The organism is Bacillus sp. BS1807G30 (genome assembly GCF_040047675.1).
Classification (GTDB): domain Bacteria; phylum Bacillota; class Bacilli; order Bacillales; family Bacillaceae; genus Bacillus; species Bacillus altitudinis.
Genome location: NZ_CP157353.1, coordinates 1,098,302 through 1,120,076 on the forward strand (window position 1 = coordinate 1,098,302; position 21,775 = coordinate 1,120,076).

General features: G+C 38.5%; 23 protein-coding genes and 1 other annotated feature. Of the genes, 16 read left to right on the forward strand and 7 right to left on the reverse strand.

Going from position 1 to position 21,775, the window contains the following annotated elements:
• Positions 1-6: 6 nt before the first annotated feature.
• Positions 7-225: a binding site (T-box leader), on the reverse strand.
• A gap of 44 nt (positions 226-269) precedes the next feature.
• On the reverse strand, positions 270-533 hold the full coding sequence (locus ABG082_RS05550; RefSeq protein WP_223255625.1) for a DUF3899 domain-containing protein: 264 nt from the start codon (positions 531-533) through the stop codon (positions 270-272).
• Positions 534-982: 449 nt separating this feature from the next.
• Here ABG082_RS05550 and ABG082_RS05555 point away from each other — a divergent pair, with 449 nt between their 5' ends.
• From ABG082_RS05555 to spxA, 8 genes are all read left to right on the forward strand, one after another.
• Positions 983-2,641, forward strand: a complete 1,659-nt coding sequence (locus ABG082_RS05555) for a peptide ABC transporter substrate-binding protein (protein ID WP_035392439.1) — start codon at positions 983-985, stop codon at positions 2,639-2,641.
• A 109-nt stretch (positions 2,642-2,750) separates the two neighbouring features.
• Entirely contained in the window at positions 2,751-3,680 is a 930-nt protein-coding gene (gene opp3b / locus ABG082_RS05560; protein WP_035392438.1) for an oligopeptide ABC transporter permease, read from the forward strand.
• The gene (opp3C, locus tag ABG082_RS05565) at positions 3,680-4,708 is read left to right on the forward strand and encodes an oligopeptide ABC transporter permease (RefSeq protein WP_035392435.1); all 1,029 of its coding nucleotides are present in this window, start codon (positions 3,680-3,682) and stop codon (positions 4,706-4,708) included. Before opp3b ends, opp3C begins: the two co-directional genes overlap by 1 nt.
• A gap of 18 nt (positions 4,709-4,726) precedes the next feature.
• Entirely contained in the window at positions 4,727-5,788 is a 1,062-nt protein-coding gene (locus ABG082_RS05570; RefSeq protein WP_035392433.1) for an ABC transporter ATP-binding protein, read from the forward strand.
• On the forward strand, positions 5,781-6,707 hold the full coding sequence (locus tag ABG082_RS05575; RefSeq protein ID WP_035392432.1) for an ATP-binding cassette domain-containing protein: 927 nt from the start codon (positions 5,781-5,783) through the stop codon (positions 6,705-6,707). Before ABG082_RS05570 ends, ABG082_RS05575 begins: the two co-directional genes overlap by 8 nt.
• Positions 6,708-6,812: 105 nt before the next feature.
• Complete coding sequence (locus ABG082_RS05580; protein ID WP_057079700.1) at positions 6,813-7,100, forward strand: hypothetical protein; 288 nt, start codon at positions 6,813-6,815, stop codon at positions 7,098-7,100.
• A 138-nt stretch (positions 7,101-7,238) separates the two neighbouring features.
• A complete protein-coding gene (locus ABG082_RS05585; protein WP_024720065.1) occupies positions 7,239-7,817 on the forward strand; it encodes a GNAT family N-acetyltransferase in 579 nt (192 codons plus the stop codon).
• Positions 7,818-8,010: 193 nt separating this feature from the next.
• A complete protein-coding gene (spxA, locus tag ABG082_RS05590; RefSeq protein ID WP_003211421.1) occupies positions 8,011-8,406 on the forward strand; it encodes a transcriptional regulator SpxA in 396 nt (131 codons plus the stop codon).
• Positions 8,407-8,446: 40 nt separating this feature from the next.
• On the opposite strand, the gene ABG082_RS05595 is transcribed toward spxA, so the two are convergent.
• Entirely contained in the window at positions 8,447-9,112 is a 666-nt protein-coding gene (locus ABG082_RS05595) for a TerC family protein (protein WP_007499010.1), read from the reverse strand.
• Between the two features lie 264 nt (positions 9,113-9,376).
• Here ABG082_RS05595 and mecA point away from each other — a divergent pair, with 264 nt between their 5' ends.
• The 4 genes from mecA to pepF all read left to right on the forward strand — a co-directional run bounded on the left by mecA (position 9,377) and on the right by pepF (position 15,012).
• On the forward strand, positions 9,377-10,042 hold the full coding sequence (gene mecA, locus ABG082_RS05600; RefSeq protein WP_008348474.1) for an adaptor protein MecA: 666 nt from the start codon (positions 9,377-9,379) through the stop codon (positions 10,040-10,042).
• An 85-nt stretch (positions 10,043-10,127) separates the two neighbouring features.
• Complete coding sequence (gene cls / locus ABG082_RS05605) at positions 10,128-11,648, forward strand: cardiolipin synthase (RefSeq protein ID WP_348936646.1); 1,521 nt, start codon at positions 10,128-10,130, stop codon at positions 11,646-11,648.
• A gap of 162 nt (positions 11,649-11,810) precedes the next feature.
• The gene (locus ABG082_RS05610) at positions 11,811-12,971 is read left to right on the forward strand and encodes a competence protein CoiA family protein (RefSeq protein ID WP_348936647.1); all 1,161 of its coding nucleotides are present in this window, start codon (positions 11,811-11,813) and stop codon (positions 12,969-12,971) included.
• A gap of 214 nt (positions 12,972-13,185) precedes the next feature.
• A complete protein-coding gene (pepF, locus tag ABG082_RS05615) occupies positions 13,186-15,012 on the forward strand; it encodes an oligoendopeptidase F (protein WP_282706805.1) in 1,827 nt (608 codons plus the stop codon).
• Positions 15,013-15,298: 286 nt separating this feature from the next.
• Here pepF and ABG082_RS05620 read toward each other — a convergent pair whose 3' ends face one another.
• The 5 genes from ABG082_RS05620 to ABG082_RS05640 form a co-directional block, all read right to left on the reverse strand.
• The gene (locus ABG082_RS05620; RefSeq protein ID WP_017359669.1) at positions 15,299-15,472 is read right to left on the reverse strand and encodes a hypothetical protein; all 174 of its coding nucleotides are present in this window, start codon (positions 15,470-15,472) and stop codon (positions 15,299-15,301) included.
• A gap of 295 nt (positions 15,473-15,767) precedes the next feature.
• Positions 15,768-16,679 (reverse strand): ClpXP adapter SpxH family protein, encoded by a 912-nt coding sequence (locus ABG082_RS05625; RefSeq protein ID WP_007499002.1) that lies wholly within the window; start codon positions 16,677-16,679, stop codon positions 15,768-15,770.
• Positions 16,676-17,074: a thiol management oxidoreductase gene (locus ABG082_RS05630; RefSeq protein ID WP_007499001.1), complete on the reverse strand. Its 399-nt coding sequence runs from the start codon at positions 17,072-17,074 to the stop codon at positions 16,676-16,678. Before ABG082_RS05630 ends, ABG082_RS05625 begins: the two co-directional genes overlap by 4 nt.
• Before the next feature lie 277 nt (positions 17,075-17,351).
• On the reverse strand, positions 17,352-18,116 hold the full coding sequence (locus ABG082_RS05635) for a lytic transglycosylase domain-containing protein (protein ID WP_008348461.1): 765 nt from the start codon (positions 18,114-18,116) through the stop codon (positions 17,352-17,354).
• Between the two features lie 25 nt (positions 18,117-18,141).
• Positions 18,142-18,717: a CYTH domain-containing protein gene (locus tag ABG082_RS05640; RefSeq protein ID WP_048001687.1), complete on the reverse strand. Its 576-nt coding sequence runs from the start codon at positions 18,715-18,717 to the stop codon at positions 18,142-18,144.
• A gap of 217 nt (positions 18,718-18,934) precedes the next feature.
• Between ABG082_RS05640 and ABG082_RS05645 the strand changes: the two genes are divergently transcribed.
• The 4 genes from ABG082_RS05645 (at position 18,935) to ABG082_RS05660 (ending at position 21,740) form a co-directional block, all read left to right on the forward strand.
• On the forward strand, positions 18,935-19,300 hold the full coding sequence (locus ABG082_RS05645) for a hypothetical protein (protein ID WP_008348459.1): 366 nt from the start codon (positions 18,935-18,937) through the stop codon (positions 19,298-19,300).
• A 33-nt stretch (positions 19,301-19,333) separates the two neighbouring features.
• A complete protein-coding gene (locus ABG082_RS05650; RefSeq protein WP_008348457.1) occupies positions 19,334-19,963 on the forward strand; it encodes a GTP pyrophosphokinase family protein in 630 nt (209 codons plus the stop codon).
• A 65-nt stretch (positions 19,964-20,028) separates the two neighbouring features.
• A complete protein-coding gene (locus tag ABG082_RS05655) occupies positions 20,029-20,829 on the forward strand; it encodes an NAD kinase (RefSeq protein ID WP_008355343.1) in 801 nt (266 codons plus the stop codon).
• Positions 20,830-20,846: 17 nt separating this feature from the next.
• On the forward strand, positions 20,847-21,740 hold the full coding sequence (locus ABG082_RS05660) for an RluA family pseudouridine synthase (protein WP_348936819.1): 894 nt from the start codon (positions 20,847-20,849) through the stop codon (positions 21,738-21,740).
• The last annotated feature ends 35 nt before the right edge of the window (positions 21,741-21,775 follow it).

Sequence of the window (21,775 nt, forward strand, 5' to 3'; positions counted from 1 at the left end):
CAACAGAAAAGGGACGAATGAACCGTGGTACCACCCTTGTTATTTCAATCCGAAATCACTCAAGACGTTGATATCGGAGACTGCTCCGTCTAAGCCTACTGACTCTGTCAAGTGTTCGGTTAGCTGCTCCAAAGCCCATTCCATACATGCCATTATCTGCTTGCACCAACCGCAGACTCTCTGTAAATGGTGAATATATGTACTCTTCTTTTTCATCGCAAAAATGTAATTTCATTCATTATAAATAAGCAAAAATCAAAAGTCAAAACCTACATATAATAAATCAAGAGCAATATTAACATTTCAATGAGTAAACTCAAACCTAATGTTCTTAAGGTTGAAAAGTTACTTTGAAAAGATGATGATAAATGTTTGTTTAAACTGTCATCAACATGGTCCTTTTGCTTATTTAAAGAATCAAACACCTTTCGGAAGCTGTAAGATATTTGATCAAAAAATCCACTTTTTAAAGTGATGAACGATAACCACACTAGCAAAGTGCCAGAAGCTAAATAAAATGTGATGTTAATCATGCTTAAGAAAGATATGTGCCCATAAAAGAGGAAGCTTAAAATGAAAACAAGGCCATTAGAACTAAGTAAAAGAATAAAAAATCTAATAACAATCACTCCTGCGCATTAAAACTTTACTGTACTAAAATAGCAATAAAAACATTTAATTCAAGACTTTCACTATATAAGAAAAACGAAACAAGGAACGAAGCTGTTGTTTTAATCAATTTCTTGATATCAGTTTACAATGAATCATGAAGATTGCCAATTGTATAGACAGGATTACCTCTGATTAGGTATTTAAGATCACAAAATCTCAGAAAAATAACCAAATTATTTCAATTTTTTAATAAAAATATTAAAAAACAGTGGAAATATGAAAATTTTCTTAAAAAAATGAATGCACAATTACTTATTTGCTAGTATAATAGTTCCTGTAGTTCATTTATGAAGGGGAGGTCAACAACTAGATGAAAAAGTCTAAATTTTCACTGCTTTTAGTTTTTTTATTGGTGCTGACTATTTTTGTATCTGCATGTTCAGGTAAACAAAGTAGCGACAAGGGCACTGCATCCAAAGATTCAAAACAAGAGGCTACAATTTTAGAATCACAGGAAATGCCTGCAATGGATACAATCCAAGCGAGTGATACAATCAGTTTTACGACTATGAATAACGTGTTTGAAGGTTTGTATCGTTTCAACGATAAAGAAGAATTAGTGCCTGGTATGGCTGATGGGGAACCAGTTGCTAACAAAGATAAAACAGTTTACAACATCAAAATTAAAGATGCAAAATGGTCTAATGGTGACCCAGTTAAAGCTCAAGACTTCGTATATGCATGGCAACGTGCTTTAGATCCAGAACAAAAGTCTGAGTATGGCCCATATATGATGGTTGGTAAAATTAAGAATGCTGATAAAGTATACAACAAAAAAGCAAAGCCTGAGGAACTAGGAATTAAAGCTGTAAGCGATAAAGAACTGCAAATTACACTTGAAAAACCAATTCCTTACTTCCAATCTCTGCTTTCATTCCCAACATTCTACCCAGTGAATGAAAAGTTCGTTAAAGAACAAGGTGACAAATATGCGAAGACTGCAAAGAACCTTGTATACAACGGACCATTTGAACTTTCTTCTTGGGATGGCCCACAAGCAACTACTTGGGAATACAAAAAGAATGAAGAATATTGGGACAAAAAGAACGTCTCTATGACAAAACTTACTTTTAAAGTATCTAAAGATCCACAAGCAGCTGTTAACGCATTTGAAGCGGGAGAAGCTGATATTACGCCTAAATTATCAACACCTGCCATCATCTCTCAATACGAAGGTGATAAGCGGATGAAAAGATTACTAGAACCTACTGTGTTCTGGTTGAAAATGAACCAAGGAAATAAATCTTTAAAGAATGAAAACGTTCGTCGCGCAATTGCAACGGCAATTGATAAAGAAGCGTTTGTAAATGATGTGTTGCAGAATGGTTCAGTTGCTGCATACTATCAAATTCCAAAAGATTTCGTACATGATGAAAGCGGAAAAGACTTCCGTGATGGAATGCCTAAATACTTAGAAACTAATAAAGATGAAGCGAAAAAGCTTTTTGAAAAAGGGTTGAAAGAATTAGGAACGTCTAAAGTAACGCTTAATTACTTAGGTGATGATTCTGAGACAGCTAAAACAATCGGTGCTTTCATTAAAGATCAGCTCGAGAAAACTTTACCTGGCTTAGATATCAATATTCAAAGTGTTCCTTTCGCTACTCGTATTGATCGTGATAAGAAAGAGGATTACGATCTTCAGATGGCTGGATGGGGTCCAGATTACCTTGATCCGATCACGTTCTCTGACTTGTTCATCACAGGTGGCGGAAACAACCACATGGGTTACTCAGATAAAAAATATGATCAGTTGTTAAAAGATGCATCTGGCAAATTAGCTGCAAAACCTGAAGAACGCTGGAAAGCTTTACAAGAAGCTGAAAAAGTATTATTACAAGATGACGCAGCACTTTCACCAATTTATCAGAGAGCAACTAACTATCTGATTAATAACAAAGTAAAAGGATTTGTCATTCACAAAGTTGGACCTGAATTCAGCTACAAATGGATGAAAATTGAAGGATAATTAACAATCTTATAGAAAAGAGAGTGTATTCTCTGAATATACTCTCTTTTTCACTGAGAGAAATATGTCGAAATATACAGAAAAGTCAGTTTTATCAGGAGGTGCAAGTATGCTGAAATACTTAATTAGACGGGTTGCCTACATGGTTGTTACCCTCTTCATCATTGTTTCAATCACTTTTTTCTTAATGAAACTTATTCCGGGTTCTCCTTTTGTTAATGCGCAAAAGTTGTCAGAAGCTCAACAAGCTGTACTTAATGCAAAATATGGACTAGATCAGCCAATTCCTGTTCAATATTTTCATTACATGATTAATACATTCACTGGGGATTTAGGTGTTTCATTCCAATTCAACAATACCTCCGTAACAGAACTTCTTTCATATCGAGTAGGACCATCTGCTGTCCTAGGCCTTCAAGCGATTATTTTAGGAACGATTGTTGGTATCTTTTTGGGAGTAGTTGGAGCTTTAAGACAGAACACATGGGTGGATTACTCTGCTACTTTCTTGGCAGTTATCGGTAAATCAATTCCGAGTTTTGTATTCGCTGGATTACTTCAGTACTATATTGCGGTGAAATTGGGGTTATTACCAACTCAATTTTGGAATGGGTTTGAATATACAATTTTACCTACTATAGCGTTAGCAATGTTCCCTATCTCCATTTGTGCTCGTTTTATGAGAACAGAAATGGTTGAAGTACTTGAGACAGATTACATTTTACTTGCAAAAGCAAAAGGAGCAGGCTATTTTGAGATCGCATTTAAACATGCAATGAGAAATGCTTTAATACCTGTTGTCACAGTACTTGGTCCATTGACTGTTAGTTTAATGACGGGATCACTAGTAATAGAAAAAATCTTCTCAATTCCTGGAATTGGTGAGCAGTTTGTTAAAGCCATTACAGTAAATGACTATCCAGTCATCATGGGTACAACTATCTTATTTGCCGTTCTTTTTGTAGTGGTTGTATTTATTGTCGATATTCTATATGGAATTATCGATCCTAGAATTCGTGTAGCGGGAGGTAACAAATAATGAAACAGCAAGAAGAAAATATTGATAAAAGTCTGTTTGAACCCGCTGGTGTTGATACATTATCTGCTGAAAAAATTGAAAAACCAAGTCTAAATTATTGGCAAGATGCATGGCTTAGAATTAAAAAGAATAAAGCCGCTGTTGTTAGTATGGTGATTTTATTTTTAATTGTATTCATGGCGCTCGTCGGACCATTAATTAGTGGCAAAGACTTTAGTACTCAAACAACGTCTGAAGCGAACTTACCGCCGCGAATCCAAGGGTTAGAGCATGTTAGTTTCTTACCTTTTACTGGTGAAAGAACATTAAAAAATGGTGATGTGGTCAATCCATATGAACAAAAAGGGATTGAACATTACTACTGGTTCGGTACCGATAATCTTGGGAGAGATCTATTTACACGTGTGTGGAAAGGAACTCAAATCTCACTGCTTATTGCTGTTGTTGCAGCTGTGATCGATTTAATTATTGGTGTTGCCTACGGCGCTATTTCTGGTTATTTCGGTGGGAAAATTGATAATGCGATGCAGCGTATTTTGGAAGTTCTAATGGGGATTCCAAACTTAATCGTTGTCATATTAATGATTCTCGTCTTAAAACCAGGGATTATTCCAATTATTATTGCACTAAGTATTACCGGGTGGATCAGTATGGCTAGGGTCGTGCGTGCTCAAGTCATGAAGCTGAAAGAACAGGAATATGTACTAGCCGCTAGAACTTTGGGATTAAGTAACTTTAAAATTATCTTTAAGCACATGTTGCCAAACTTAACAGGTGTGATGATTATTAATACAATGTTCACTATTCCTAGTGCGATCTTCTTTGAAGCTTTCTTAAGCTTTATTGGATTAGGTCTGCAAGAGCCGCAAGCTTCACTAGGGACATTAATTGAAGATGGGTTTAAATCAATGATCGCTTTCCCATATCAGATGGTTTATCCAGCAATTATCATTAGTGTTATCATGATCGTCTTTAACCTTGTTGCCGACGGTGTGAGAGATGCACTTGATCCAAAAATGAAAGATTAGTACGGGGCGGTGATGTTGATGAATAAACAAGAAACGATTTTAAAAGTAAATGACTTAAATATTTCATTCCACACATTTGCTGGCGAAGTTAAGGCAATTCGAGGTGTGAATTTTGAATTGAAAAAAGGTGAGACGCTTGCCATTGTTGGAGAATCAGGCTCTGGTAAATCGGTAACTTCTAAATCAATTATGGGTCTGCTTCCTAAATCTAACTCCGAAGTGAAAAAAGGAGAGATTTTGTTTCAAGGTAAAAACCTAACAAAACTTTCTGACAAACAGATGCAGAAAATAAGAGGGAAAGATATTGCCATGGTCTTTCAAGATCCAATGACATCTTTGAATCCGACTATGACAATTGGCAAGCAAATTATAGAACCCATCTTAAAACATCAAAATGCAAGTAAAGAAGAAGCTAAAAAAAGAGCACTTGAGCTTTTGAGTCTTGTAGGTATTCCGAAACCGGAACAGAGGTTCAAGCAATACCCTCATCAATTTTCTGGTGGGATGCGACAAAGGGTTGTCGTTGCAATAGCTCTTGCTTGTAATCCGAAAATTTTAATTGCAGATGAGCCAACTACTGCTTTAGATGTAACCATTCAAGCCCAAATCTTAGAACTGATGAAAGATCTTCAAAAGAAGATTGAAACATCTATCATCTTTATCACACATGATTTAGGGGTCGTTGCGAATGTAGCAGATCGTGTAGCGGTTATGTATGGTGGTCAAATTGTTGAAATTGGCACCGTAGATGAGATTTTCTATAACCCAAAACATCCATATACTTGGGGATTACTGAGCTCTATGCCAAGTCTTGATGCAAAAGAGGAGAAATTGTTTGCCATTCCAGGCACGCCGCCTGATTTGTTGAATCCTCCAAAAGGAGACCCGTTTGCGGCTAGAAATCAATTTGCAATGAAAATTGATTTTGAACAGCAGCCGCCTTTATATCAAGTATCAGAAACTCATTTTGCAGCTACATGGCTTTTACATCCTAACGCACCAAAAGTAGAACCTCCTGAATCAATTAAGCAAAGAATGCGACAATTTAATGCGCAAAAAGGGGGGGATCACATTGAGTGAAAAAGATGTTATTTTACAAGTGAAAAATCTTAAGCAATATTTTAATGTAGGTAAACCTAATGAAGTAAAAGCTGTTGATGATGTCAGCTTTGACATTTATAGAGGTGAAACATTGGGCCTTGTAGGTGAATCTGGTTGCGGGAAATCCACTACTGGGAGAACCATCATTCGTCTATACAATGCAACAGGTGGCGAAGTTATTTTTAACGGGCAGAATGTGCATGATAAAAAATCAACAACAGATCTTAAACAATTTAACCGAAAAATGCAAATGATCTTTCAGGATCCATATGCCTCCCTCAATCCAAGAATGAAAGTTGTGGATATTATTGCTGAGGGTATCGATATTCATGGTCTTGCAAAATCAGCACAAGCACGTAAAGACCGTGTGTATCAATTGCTTGAAACGGTTGGTTTGAATAAAGAGCATGCGAATAGATACCCGCATGAATTTTCAGGCGGTCAAAGGCAGCGTATTGGGATTGCTCGTGCGTTAGCTGTTGAGCCTGATTTCATCATTGCCGATGAGCCAATCTCTGCACTAGATGTGTCGATCCAAGCGCAGGTCGTCAACTTAATGAAAGAACTGCAAGAAGAAAAGGGCTTAACGTATTTATTCATTGCCCATGACCTTTCAATGGTGAAATATATCAGCGATCGTATCGGCGTGATGTATTTTGGGAAATTGGTTGAGCTGGCACCAGCGAATGAATTATATGAAAACCCGCTTCATCCATATACAAAATCATTACTATCTGCGATTCCGCTTCCAGATCCTGATTATGAGCGTAACCGCAAACGGATTAAATACGATCCATCTGTTCATAAAGGAACAAATACGGAATTTCGTGAAGTTAAGCCAGGTCACTTTGTCAGCTGTACTGAGGAAGAATTCAAAGAGATCAAAGCAAAACAATAAGAACAGAGAAGAAGCACTGCGATATCAGTGCTTCTTTTTTTATTTTACAAAAAAACAAGTTGATGGTAATTTTTATGTAAAATGAGTAAACCAGGAGGAAATCAAATGTTGTTATGGAAGATGTTTCGCTATTCATGTCTTCACTTTTTTATCGTCACGATGCTTTTTTCAATATCTTTTTTAACGGAACCAAACGGAGGAAAGTGGATGATCGCATTTTTAGTGTTCATTTGCATCATTTCGTTTTCGGTTGAATTTGCTGTGTATCGGCGCACGAATAAACAGAAGGAAGAAGTCCGGCGTATGAAGTACCTTTATTTCATCATGTTTCAGGTCGCAATGACACTTCTTTTGTTTGCTTGCTTTCAAATGCTCATGAATCGTTCGATATAAAACTTTTTTTGCTTTCTCTTGAAAAAAAGTGAAACCACCAATGGCATTGCTGCGTCTTACTAGTACAGGCGTTTAAATAGCAAGAAATCGGGAATAGATAAGGAAGTGGTTCTTAACTACATCATAAGGAGCGGATCCATGAATTGGTATGAAAAGCTCAGTGAATACTTCCCGATAGAAGAAATGAAGTCAAAAGAGCATATGGAAGCTTTATTAAAGGAAAGAAGTGATATTTATCATAAAGAAGAAGGGCCTCATCATGTGATGATGTACGCTGAATTTGATTCTTTCATCTTTATTGATTATTTATTTGTTTCCAAGGATGCAAGAGGTGAAGGCCTCGGCTCAAAGCTCATTCATAAGCTGAAGGAAAAAAGAAAACCGATCTTGCTTGAGGTCGAGCCTGTAGATGAAGATGATGCAGATACTGCCAAACGCCTAAAGTTTTATCAGAGAGAGCACTTCAAGCATGCTGAATCAATTGGTTATAAACGCAGGTCACTTGCAACGAATGAAGTGAACCGCATGGAAATTCTTTATTGGTCGCCTCGTACAGATAATGAGGAAGAAATGATGGAGGCCATGAGAAAGACGTACGAAAGAATCCATACGTATAAAGACGAAGAATGGTATGGACAATCGTATGAGGATGTTGATGATGTGCTGAAGCTCGTTGAAAATAGAAAACAAAAAAATATTTTCGATCATCTCGACTAAATGAGAATGTTCAGACATCAAACATCGGCACAAAAAGAATGAAATTGTCTAGTTTTTGTCACAAAAATTGCAAGAAAATCTGTTCACACTTACTTTTTTATAGTATAATCACTATAAAGATTACTTATTTAGAACAATTTTAATTTAAGAATACAGATCAATATTCATTCTACAAATTGAGGAGTGAAGATTTATGGTAACATTATACACATCACCAAGCTGTACATCATGTAGAAAAGCAAGAGCGTGGTTAGAAGAGCACAATATTCCATACCAAGAGAGAAATATCTTTTCTGAGCCTCTTTCAATCGATGAAATCAAAGAGATTCTTCGTATGACGGAAGATGGTACAGATGAAATTATCTCAACACGTTCTAAAGTATTCCAAAAACTAAATGTAAATGTTGAGACAATGCCACTTCAACAATTGTATAAACTAATCAATGAGCACCCTGGTCTTCTAAGACGTCCAATTATTTTGGATGAAAAAAGACTGCAAGTTGGGTACAACGAAGATGAAATTAGACGTTTCCTTCCTAGAACGGTTCGTACATTCCAACTTCGAGAAGCTCAGCGACTTGCTAACTAATAGACAACACGAAAAGCTGCCGATCATTTGGCAGCTTTTTTTATTTATTTTCAGCCGTTTGTTCGTAAAAGAGACTGGCTAAAATAACGGTTGCGACGGTTAAAAAAGGAAGCAACAATTCAAGTGTAGTATGCTGCGCCATAAATTCATTCAGTTTTACATCACGGACAATCATTTCTCCGCCAGTAAAAGCTAAAAGGGCACTCCCTCCGTATAAAAGAATCGGAAACTTGGTTAGTGCTGCATGAATCAGCTTACTCCCCCAAATAATAATCGGGACTGAAATCATTAAGCCAAAGGCAGTGAGCACCATGTTCCCCTTAGCTGCCCCTGCAACAGCGATCACATTATCAAGTGACATAAAAAGATCTGCAATCACGATGGTCTGAACAGCACGCCAAAGGGAGCCGCTGCTTTTAATCCGAATGGATTCTTTCTTTTGTTCAATTAACAAATTGTATCCTATATAAAGGAGAAAGAGACCGCCGATAAATTGCAAATATGGGATGGTCAATAAATAAACGGCAGCACCAGTCATGGTAATTCTCATCAGCACTGCCAAAAGTGTGCCGATCCATATGGCTTTGTTTCGTTTTTCATTTGATAAGCTTCGACTGGCCATCGCAATGATTAATGCATTATCTCCGCCTAATATGAGGTCTATGCCAATAATCATCAGTAAGGATACGATCCACTCTGTTTCCATCCAGTTCACCTCATTTCACTAAAATAGCTCGTACAACCAATATATGAGGACAATTCAAATATATGTTTCTGCAAGTTTTCTCTGCAAAAAATGCGTTTTTATTTCTTTTATTCATGTTTTATCATAAAATAGACAGTACACAGCAATACCTCATTTCTTTAAATGGTTAACATGTAGACGGAACGGGTAAAGTGTAGTAAAGTACTATTAATTGGGAGCTTGTATGTCCCTTCAACATCTTATATAGAAGGGAAGGTTGGCAAAATGGAAATCGAAAGAATAAATGAACATACAGTCAAATTTTATATTTCCTACGGTGATATTGAAGATCGCGGTTTTGACCGTGAAGAGATTTGGTATAATCGTGAGCGCAGTGAAGAGCTGTTCTGGGAAGTGATGGACGAAGTGCACGAAGAAGAAGAATTTGCAGTAGAGGGACCACTTTGGATTCAAGTACAGGCACTTGATAAAGGTCTTGAAATTGTCGTGACAAAAGCCCAACTTTCTAAAGATGGACAAAAGCTCGAATTGCCGATTCCAGAAGATAAAAAAGATCAAACAGATGAAGAAAGTTTAGATGCTCTGCTTGATGATTTTCATAAAGAAGAGCAAGATCAAGAAGATCATAATGAGAAGGACAAAAAACTTCAACTTCAGTTCGTATTGAAAATGGATGACTTTGAAGATTTGATTGCACTTTCTCAATTAAATATGCAGGATTTTACGACAAGTTTATATTCGTTTGAAAACCGTTATTATCTATATGTTGACTTCCACGAGGATTTGTCAGATGAGCAGGTGGAGAATAAGCTTAGTATTCTGCTTGAATATGCTCATGAATCAGTGGTCAGCATCTACAGACTGCAAGAATACGGTCAGCTGATTGTCAAAGAGAATGCGCTTGAAACGATTCAACAGCACTTCTCGTAACAACAAAAAGTCGATTTCTATAGAGGAATCGACTTTTTTATCTGAATGAAAAAGTAAATAAAGTGATCGGCAAGGAGAAAATGAAATGAGAAATGTAGTCAAAGTTCTATTTTTTCTTATCATTACGATAGCTGCTTATTTGATTATCCAAATTTTTGCCGGTGATCTAGCGGTAAGTGTATTAAGTTCCGTCAGTGTTCTATTCACTTTATCGATTATCTTCATCGGGTTTGTCATTTTCTTAGAAAACAGAAACCCCTCTCAAACGATTACGTGGCTTGTGCTGCTTGGGAGCTTTCCGCTTTTCGGGTTTTTGTTTTATATTTTCTTTGGACGCAATATTAAAAAGCGCAGACTTTTTGAAAAGAAAGCGGTACTAGACGAACAGCTTGTCCAGGAAGATGAACGTATCCACAGAGAAGCGATTGAAAAAATGACTCATATGGGTGACCATCAGCAGCTCTTATTTAAGCTGGCCCACAGACTTGGACATACCCCTATTACATATCGCACATCCTCTAAAGTTCTGACCAATGGAGAAGAAACGTTCTCTCATATTTTTGAAGAAATCAAAAAAGCAACACATCACATTCACCTAGAATATTATATTCTCCGTCATGATGATCTGGGACAAGAATTAAAGGACATTTTAATCGAGAAAGCAAAAAGTGGTGTGATTGTCCGTTTTTTATATGATGATGTAGGCAGCCTAAAACTCTCCCGTCAATATATTGCTGACTTAGAAAAGGCTGGCGTGCAGATCGTTCCGTTTTTACCAGTGAGACTGCCCTTATTAAATAATAAAATCAACTTCCGAAATCACCGAAAAATCGTGGTGATTGATGGAGAAGTAGGATTTGTCGGCGGGCTAAACATTGGGGACGAATATATGGGCAGAAGCAGACAATATGGATTTTGGCGTGATACGCACCTGATGATTAAAGGTGAGGCCGTTCGTGATTTGCAGCAGATTTTTATGCAGGATTGGTATTACATGACCAATGAAAGATGCTCGGGTGTGGATTATTTTAAAGATTTCAGCCATATGGAGAGTAGAGCAGAAGGCGTACAAATGATTGCGGGTGGTCCTGATAAACAGTGGGAAGTCATTAAAAATCTCTTTTTCTCCATGATTATCTCCGCCAAAAAATCAATTTGGATTGCTTCACCTTATTTTGTACCAGATGATGATATTTTGTCCGCACTGAAAATTGCTGCTTTGAGCGGAGTCGATGTTCGAATCATTGCGCCGAAAAATCCAGATAAACGCATCGTATTTCATGCGTCCCGTTCATACTTCCCCGAACTTTTAGAAGCAGGTGCGAAGGTATATGAATATGATCAAGGCTTTATGCATAGTAAGTTTATCATTGTGGATAGTGAGCTAGCATCAATTGGTACAGCAAATATGGATATGAGAAGTTTTCATCTGAACTTTGAAGTGAATGCTTTCCTCTACAAAACAAAAAGCACAGAGAAGCTGGTCAACGACTTCTTAGGTGATTTAGAGCAGTCGCATGAAATTGTTCCAGAAGAATTTGCGAAGAGGCCTTTAAGGGTGAGGCTATTTGAATCAACAGCAAGATTATTATCACCTCTTTTATAAAAATTGTATTTCCCCCCTTTTCTAAAAGGGGGATTTTTTATTTTACTAAGGGAAGGTAGGTTAAAATCGTGTTTTGATACGATAAAAATTCATTTTCGATATTCGCTTCCTGATGAGAGAAAAAGCTATAATACGGTCATCAAAGAACAAGGGGCGAAAGATATGAATGCAGCGATCATGGAGAATGGCAAGCTGATTCGCATCACACAACATCTGACTAAAAGGCGGCTAGAGCATGTAAGAGCTATGTGCAAATTTTACTGTCCTGAATGTAGGCAGGAGGTTCTATTAAAGCTAGGTGAGCATCGTGTCCATCATTTTGCACATAAACAGCTCTCGGCATGTCCATTAGCGTCCACCGGTGAAACAGCTTATCATCAGGCAGGGAAAATGGCTCTTAAGGATTGGCTCACGCAGCTTGGATATGAGCCGTTACTAGAGAAATATGTTTCAAACATTCAGCAGCGCCCTGATGTGACCGTCGCTATAAAAAATAAAGGCTATGCCATCGAATTTCAATGTGCAAATATTTCGTGGAAAGAGCTACATAAACGAACGGAAGGTCTCCGTGCTGCGGGGCTCTATCCTATATGGGTCATAGGGGCGAATCGTTTAAAACGAATGGGTGGCCAGCTCTTTTCATTCTCCTCCCTTCATTGGGGAATTTTAAGGCAGTCAAAGAATAGGAGACTCATTTTTTATTGTCCGATCCAAAATAGATTCATCCACCTGGATCAACTTCTCGTGTTTCAGCCAACGAAAATATGTGCCTCAATGACCGTTAGACCGCCTTCAGCTTATCGCCAACTATCAGCACTCTTATCTGTTTCCTCGAACAATCATCAATTGTATAATGAGTGGCTCAAATGTATTCGGCAATTTAGGGAGCGGCCACCCCGCATTTTAGCAAATGAAAGCAAGCATTTAAGAACCATTTTTTATGAGCATCATCAAACAGCATGGCCATTTCTACCGACAGAATTATTTATCCCCCTGACAGAAGCATATATCTTTTCAAGCCCTGTTTATGTGTGGCAAGGATGTCTTTATGATTGGATGGTTCGAACGGGAAAAGAACAAGTGACCATTCATCTTCTTTTAAAAGAAATTGAGCGATGTGTACAGAATAAAGAAGTGAAGCTCCGATATGCCAATGTCACAATAGAAGAAATCAAAGAGGTGATCATTTCATATGTACGGGCGCTTGTGAATCTAGGGTTTTTATACATGACGAAAGAGGGTAATTATCAAGTAACGTCGAATCAAAAGCCTATACGAACAGCAGATGAAGCGATAAAACGAGATGCTTTCTTATTTCATTAGCATGTTTCATGCCCACTTTGATCATGATAAGAAAAAGGTGGTGCTGCTATTGAATAGAAAGAAACGCTTTTTTCTCATTTTTTTAGTTTGTTTGGTATTTATTTCTGCATATGATTTGACAAATATAGTTCAAAACAAAGAAGATAAATACAACACCAATTTCTTTCACTTTCCGAAAGGTTGGTTCAACACAACTCATGCAAGGGGGATTCATATGACTTCACAAAATAACAACAATCATTTACCAGACAGAAGCGAAGTAAAAGAAGAAAACAAATGGCGCCTTGAAGATATTTTTGAAAGTGTCGATTCATGGAATAAGGAATTCGAAGCTGTAAAAAAAGAAATTCCGAAGCTCGCCCAATTTAAAGGCAAGTTGGCCCATTCTGCTGATGTCTTGTATGAAGCCCTAACATTTCAGGATCAACTTTCTGAAAAGCTTGGCAAGCTTTATACATATGCGCACATGAAATACGATGAAGATACAACAAATTCATCATTTCAGGCTTTAAATGATAAAGCATCCAATTTATTTACACAGCTGTCTAGTACATCTGCCTATATTGTTCCGGAAATTTTATCTATTCAAGAAGATAAGCTGCAGCAATTTATTTTGGAAAAAGAAGAATTAAAACTTTATTCTCACGCTCTCGAAGAAATTAACAAAGAGCGTCCGCATATTTTAAGTGAGGAGCAAGAAGCTTTATTAGCTGAAGCCTCTGAACCTTTATCAACATCATCCACTACGTTTAGTATGTTTAATAATGCAGATATTTCGTTCCCTTCTGTTAAGGATGAAAATGGAGAAGAAAAGAAAATTACTCATGGCAACTTCATTACCTTTTTAAACAGTGATGATCGTGAAGTGAGAAAGAATGCTTTTAAAGCCGTTTATAAAACGTATGATCAGTATAAGAATACTTTGGCGTCTACACTCAGCGGCTCGATTAAAAAGGATAATTTTTATGCGAAAGTACGTCATTACAAATCGGCAAGAGAAGCAGCGTTATCACGGAATAGTATTCCTGAAGAAGTGTATGACAATCTAATTGATACAGTTCATCAATATTTACCGTTATTACACCGCTACATTGAATTGCGTAAAAAGGTATTAAAGCTTGATGAAGTGCACAATTATGACTTGTATACACCATTAGTAAAAGATGCTGGCATGAAGCTGACCTATGATGAAGCAAAGGATTATATGCTGAAAGGGTTAGCGCCATTAGGAGAAGAATATGTTTCGGTATTAAAAGAGGGACTCGAAAATCGCTGGGTAGACGTTTATGAGAATAAAGGGAAACGAAGCGGCGCGTATTCTTCTGGAAGCTATGGCACGAACCCTTATATCTTAATGAACTGGCAAAATAATATTGATAATTTATTTACGCTGGCTCATGAATTTGGTCACTCTGTTCATAGCTACTATACAAGAAAGCATCAGCCATATCCGTACGGAAACTACAGCATTTTTGTAGCAGAAGTGGCTTCTACAACAAATGAAGCATTACTAGGTGAATACTTACTCAATCATTTAGAGGACAAAAAGCAGCGCTTGTATGTGCTCAATCACTTGTTAGAAGGATTTAGAGGGACGGTATTCAGACAAACGATGTTTGCAGAGTTCGAGCATCTCATTCATGTGAAAGCGCAAGAAGGGGAGGCATTAACGCCAGAGTTTATGACGAACCTGTATTACGACCTGAATAAGAAGTATTTTGGCGACGGTATGGTTGTGGATAAGGAAATCGGATTAGAATGGACGCGAATTCCGCATTTCTATTACAACTATTATGTGTATCAATATGCAACAGGCTATAGTGCGGCTCAGGCATTAAGTAAACAAATTTTAGAAGAAGGGAAACCTGCGGTGGAGCGCTATACAGACTTCCTTAAAGCAGGAAGCTCTGACTATCCAATCAACGTGCTGAAAAAAGCTGGTGTAGATATGGCATCAAAAGAACCAATTGAGGCAGCATGTCAATTGTTTGAAGAAAAATTAAAGGAAATGGAAGAGCTCATCTCAAAGACTGGTGAGTAACGAGAAGACTTCTGTCAGATGTGTGAGTGGAAACTCACCTTTTGGCAGGAGTTTTTTCTTGAAATAAAAAGACCAGATTGTTGACAAGGGGCTAAAATGAACTTGATTTTAGCCCTTTGACTTCTTTTTAGCGTGATAGAAAACCTTTGCAGGCTAGGAAGGCCGAGTTACTTGCGCGGAGCGAATTTGACATTCGTGAGCACTAGCACGCAGGACTGACACCGAATGCGAGGGTTGCCTACACGCTAGACCTCGTCTATATGAACGAGGTTTGTACATTCAATGATTACGCTTTAAAACCTTTGAAGGTTTTCCGGTGATTCATTCGATAGAGTGTAAAGAGAATGGAAGCGAATAGGAGTGGAGATGTCAGGTAAACAGGCAGCATCTTCATTAAGCCTAATATATTTAAACAGAAACATAAGCCAATGGCAACAAGTCCAATGGTTGTGCTGCGCATGCAGATCCCCCCATTTTTTTGTTACTTTCACTATATGAAAGTGACAGTCCTCTTATGTTTTGTGACAAAAATATGAACATATAGTATATCGGTTGTCATAAGTCGACAAAATTTGATATACTACAGATGTGAAATTAATCACATACAAACATTACCCCTTTGTTTGACCGTGAAAAATTTCTCCCATCCCCTTTGTTGTCGTTAAGACATAGTGAAACCGCGCTTATCCCGGCGCGGTTTCTTCGTACTTACAAATAGAACAAGTGTTCTTTTTGGGGTAAAGAAAAAACATGGGTCAGCACCCATGTTCATTCTCACAGCGGTAGACATCAAGATCTGAATGATTGTCTCCTTCTGTATAACGCCAAAACATTTCCTGATGTACTTGTACACGTTCTACCTTTTTAGCAAATGCGAGTTTTTTCATCTCGCGTTCAACTTCTTCAAGGGTCAGGTCATATACAACGGCAATTTCTTTTGCTGATGCAAATTGAAAGTAAGCGATAAACCATTCAATTGGCGGTCGTTCTGAAGGTGTTGGTTTTTCGCCAATCATTTCAAAGAGAATTTCCTCGTAAATATCATAAGAATATGCACCTGAAATCTTTAATCCTTCTTCACCATTTATCGTATTAAAAAAGGCGAAAGTGGGAAGCTCAGACACATCCATTTCAGCTGCGATTTTCATATCACATTGGAGCGCTTTGACAGCACTTTGAGAATGTATATCTCGCTGGAACTCTTCAATGTCCAGTCCAGCCGTTTTTGCATTTTCTAGCAAGACTTGTTCACTGGTGACGTCCTGCTGATGGCAAAAAAGCGATTCTTGAATGAGTCGTAAAAATTTCATTCCGCATTTTCTGCCCTGAAGTTCAGCTGCTTTTAATGCAAGAGAGGCGAGATAAGGTGATGTCACAATTTGTTCAGACAACATTTGTTCTTTTTTGGTCTGAGTTTTCGTGGCAAATTTCCCCCACGCTTCGGTTAGTAAATGTTTTTTTCGTTTCCGGTTCAAAGCATTAATACTAGAACTTGTAACCGTTCGTAAAGTGAAGAAACGGCCATATTTCATTTTCAACTTTTTAATTGATGGCTCTAATAACCAGCAGTCCGGGCTGAGAGGATCAATGAATACATAGATTTCAATCGGCTTTTGAGGATGTCCGTGACAATGTGAGAAATATTGCTCATGCGGATTGCAGCTCAAGATCGTCCGTCCTTTTCAGGTATTTGGTTGACCATGTGACGAGCCGTCAAAGACAGTCGCTCAAATAAAAAGTCACGAATATCGCCGGTTAGTCCTACTTGATCCATTGCATCCTCCATGCATTCAAGCCATGCGTCCGCTCGCTCCTCAGTAATCGGAAAAGGGAGATGTCTCGCCCGTAGCATTGGGTGACCATGCTCCTCAGTATAAAGCGGCGGTCCGCCTAAATATTGAGTTAAGAACTGTTTTTGTTTTCTTGCTGTTTCTTTTAAGTCATCCGGGAAAATAGGATGAAGCAAAGGATGACACTTTACATTTTCATAAAAAGTATCAACAAGTTGCGATAGAAGTTCCTCTCCAACCGCTTCGTAAGGTGCGTTAAACGATTGTACCATGTTGACTACTCCTTTAACTCGTAGCTAATAGGATGGCTCACCCTATTGCGAATTTCATGTATTTCAAAAGTGATATTCAGTTTGTTCTATTTTGTTGTTTCTATTATTGTATACTTATTTTAACAACCTCTACTCAATTCCACAAACAAACCGCTTTGGTCCTTTGGGAAAAGTGAGGGAGACAGGTTCCGTGTTCAATTGACCATATCATAACACATTCAGTCAAAAAAGGGTGAAAAGCGACATACAAAAAACCGAAGAGGTTATTCTCTTCGGTTTAGGCGAAATATTGAGCTGTGATTTTCTTTACATAATTTTGTGTTTCTTTAAATGGAGGAATACCTCCGTACTTATCTACATTCCCTGAGCCTGCGTTATAAGCGGCTAAGGCGAGTGAGACATTTCCATTATATTTTTGAAGCATTTGTTTTAAATACTTCGTTCCGCCTTCAATGTTTTGGGCTGCATCAAAGGCATTGTTCACGCCAAGTGATTTAGCAGTAGACGGCATAAGCTGCATCAGTCCAAGTGCACCTGCATGGCTGACAGCATTCGTGCGATAACCGGATTCTTGCTTGATCACTGCATGGATCAGTTTTTCTGGAACTCCGTGCTTTTGAGCCATTTGTGAGACGATTTGATTAATCTCTTTTGATGAAGAGCCTGAAACAGCTTTTTGAAGGGGCGGTGTGTAGCTGTTATTTAAGACGTTTCCAATACCATTTGCGGTATTCAATTGGCTGTCATTTGCATAAAGAGACTGAGATTGAAGCTGTTCACTGCCCGCTATCGCAGATAAATATGGATTCATTCGTGCATATTGCGTGTTCGGAGACGTTGATGGGTCCGATCCCATGAAAGCAGAAATGGAAAGCGGGAGTCGAGATAATTCTGATCCGCCTAAAAAATCTTGCAACAGCGACTGGAATGAAGTCTCAGCGCTTGATTCTTGTCCAGCTGTGAGTTGTGTTTGTCCATTATCAGATTGTAACGTTTTGAGTGCTTGAAGCTGCATAAAGGATTGAAGTTGATTGACGTTCATCATGTTCCTCCTTCAAGGAATTCATCTATTCTTTTGTTTTCATTTTTTCTTCATAAAAACGTACGACTTTGTTTTTCGTGTGTCTTGGTGGGATCTGAAATTGCTGAAGCAATGCTGTGAAAGCAGCTTGTCCAATGTCTAAATCACTCACTTCAAATTCAAGTTCATAGTCCTCTACTGTTAAATATCGGCTGTGATCCAAAACAATTAAGCCTTCTTTGATCATTTTTTCTGCTCTTGACGTTTCCAGTGAACCAAAATATACGATTTGATCCTTTTGAATGTGAAGGTGTACTAATCTGTCTGCCACTTCACCTTCTGGCAGTTGGAAATGTTCAAGACTAGCGGGAGGATCGATCGTTTGGTGGGTTTCCAAAAGGCCAATCTCATGCGGTTCCTTTAATGTGAGGACCCACTGCCCACCTTTTTCTCTCATTCGTAATGCAGCGAATTTGGATTTTATATCAAATTGAGGTGTATCAAAATAATAGTTGGTTTGAGTGAGGAAGTCCTCGTCCTTTAATTGGAAATATTCTTTTAGCTGTTCAAATTCTTTTTTCATTAATAATTGTTTTAGTTCTATCTCAATTTCCTGTGCCATTTTGACATCAACCTTTCATTTAGAGGAAATATAATTATTGTACATGAAAAGCTTCTTTTTTTCTTATTTATTCCTTAAAAAGAGACGTATATAGATGCTAAATGAGGCAAAATGAACAACGAAATGGAGAAATCAAATTTTCTCAAAAAGTTCGGTTTATCAATATTGAACTTGATATGATAAAATAAAGCTGTACTTTGTTGTAAAGGAGATCATGATGCAAAACAGAATTGAAATCACAGAAGCAACTTTAAAAGAAGACAGGCTGATCTTGACGGTCCAGTCAGATGAGCAAATTCAAAAAGCAAAAGCATCAGGACAAATGCTTGTTGATTCTGATCACTTTGCGTTCGTTTACATACTTGAGACTGAGGAGTCTTTTACGTATCTTATTTTAGGAGAACATACATGGGCTCCATTAAAAGAAGCAATGAATCGTGAAATCCCTGTCTATTTGGCGGCGGAAGAGCAAACGCTAGAACTCATTCAACTTCATCAGGAATTAAACTATTTAATCGACAATATTAAAGACAATGCCAATTACGGAGATATGGAAGAGAAAGTGAAGAGCACATTCCTCTGAAATAATTAGGTATTTGGAATTGGGGGAAGTTTCTTGGACAAAAAACAATGGGATCAATTCCTCGCACCATATAAGCAAGCAGTCGAAGAATTAAAAGTGAAACTAAAAGGCATCCGAAAACTGTATGAATTTGAGGATGACCATTCACCAGTAGAATTTGTCACTGGCCGAGTGAAACCCGTTGCCAGCATATTGGAAAAGGCAAAGCGTAAAAACATCCCGATGCATGAGATTGAAACGATGCAGGATATTGCAGGGCTTCGCATTATGTGCCAATTTGTAGAAGATATACAAGTCGTCAAGAAAATGCTTCAGTCACGAAAAGATTTCGTGGTTGTAGATAAACGCGACTATATTGCAGAACATAAAGAAAGCGGATACCGCTCGTACCACCTTGTTGTGTTATATCCGCTGCAAACGATCAATGGAGAGAAGCAGCTCCTCGTCGAAATCCAAATCCGTACATTAGCTATGAATTTTTGGGCGACCATTGAGCATTCTCTGAATTATAAATATAGCGGGAATATCCCGGAGAAGGTCAAGCAGCGCCTTCAAAGAGCTTCTGAGGCAGCATCTCTTCTTGATGATGAGATGTCTGAAATCAGAGGGGAAATTCAAGAAGCGCAAGTGGCATTTTCCCGGAAAAAGAAAAACGATAGCTGAGCCTAAGCTTGATCAAATATGATGCTGCTTTCTCGTCGCAGCAAGGTGGAAAAGGAGAAGAATTCATGAAATTTGCAGTTTCTTCGAAAGGGAATTCTGTATCTGACACACTTAAAAATAAAATACAGACCTACTTATTGGATTTTGGAATGGAATTAAATGAAGAGGAACCCGATCTCGTCATTACCGTTGGCGGAGACGGAACCCTTTTATACGCTTTTCACCGGTATAGCAACCGTCTGAACGAAACCGCTTTTGTCGGCGTACATACAGGCCATCTTGGTTTTTATGCAGACTGGGTCCCGAGTGAAATTGAAAAGCTTGTGTTAGCCATTGCCAAAACGCCTTATCATATTGTGGAATATCCGATCCTTGAAGTCATCGTCAGGTACAACGATGGGGGCAGGGAAGAAAAATATTTAGCAATGAATGAATGTACGATTAAAAGTATGGAAGGTACACTTGTGGCAGATGTTGAGATTAGGGGTCAGCTTTTTGAAACATTCAGAGGAGACGGTCTTTGTTTGTCTACACCATCTGGCAGTACAGCCTATAATAAGGCACTTGGTGGGGCTATTATTCACCCATCCATTAGGGCGATCCAGCTGGCAGAAATGGCTTCAATCAACAACAGAGTGTTTAGAACGGTCGGTTCGCCGCTCATTTTGCCGGACCACCATACGTGTGTGATCAAACCGATTAATGATGTGGATTTTCAGGTGACGATAGATCATTTGTCGCTGCTGCATAAAGATGTGAAATCCATTCAATGCCGAGTGGCAGACGAGAATGTCCGGTTTGCCCGATTTAGACCATTTCCGTTTTGGAAAAGGGTGCAAGATTCCTTTATCGGCAAAGGAGAATAAGAAAGAGGTTGTTCTCGCTGGAATACTTTAAGATAAACAAAACCATATCAGCCAAAGAAGAAGGCAGGCTGCTGAAGGACTACTTAATCGATCTTGGCATTTCAAAACGAATGCTGACAGATATTAAATTTGATGGCGGTGACCTTCTGATTAATGGAGAGCATGTGACCGTGAGATATGAGCTGCGCGAGGGGGACAGGCTCACCATTTTATTTCCCGAGGAAAAAGTGAGTGAAGGGCTAAAACCTGCGGCCATTCCGCTTGATATTTTATTTGAGGACGAGCATGTGCTTGTGCTGAATAAAAAGCCGTATATTCCATCGATTCCTTCTCGAGAGCACCCTGAGCATAGTATTGCAAATGGGTTGCTTCACCATTATGCTGAGCAGTCCGTTCGGCTGACTGTCCATTTGGTGAACCGTCTTGATCGTGATACTTCTGGTGTCATGTTAGTCGCTAAACATCGCTTTGCACACAGCCTTTTATCAAAGGCGCAGAAAAAAGGGGAAGTCAAGCGAACGTATAGAGCCATGACACATGGCATGATCACGCAAAAGGAAGGAACAATTAGAGCAAAAATTGCTCGAAAAGGGGACAGCATTATTGAACGAATGGTGGATGAATCTGGTCAGGAAGCCGTAACACATTATACGGTGCTGGCGGTACATACTCATTTAGATATGTCTGATGTGTCCCTCACCCTTGAAACGGGAAGAACTCATCAAATTCGTGTTCACATGCAATTCCTTGGTCATCCGCTTGTTGGAGATACGCTATATGGTGGAACAAGCGAGAGAATAGGCAGGCAGGCACTTCATAGTGAGACCCTTGTTTTTCCGCATCCGATAACAGGGGAGTCCATGACATTTTCGGCTCCTTTGCCGGATGATATGACATTATTGCTTCAGTAAACAAGTAAACCCGGTCACCTGTCATGGTGGACCGG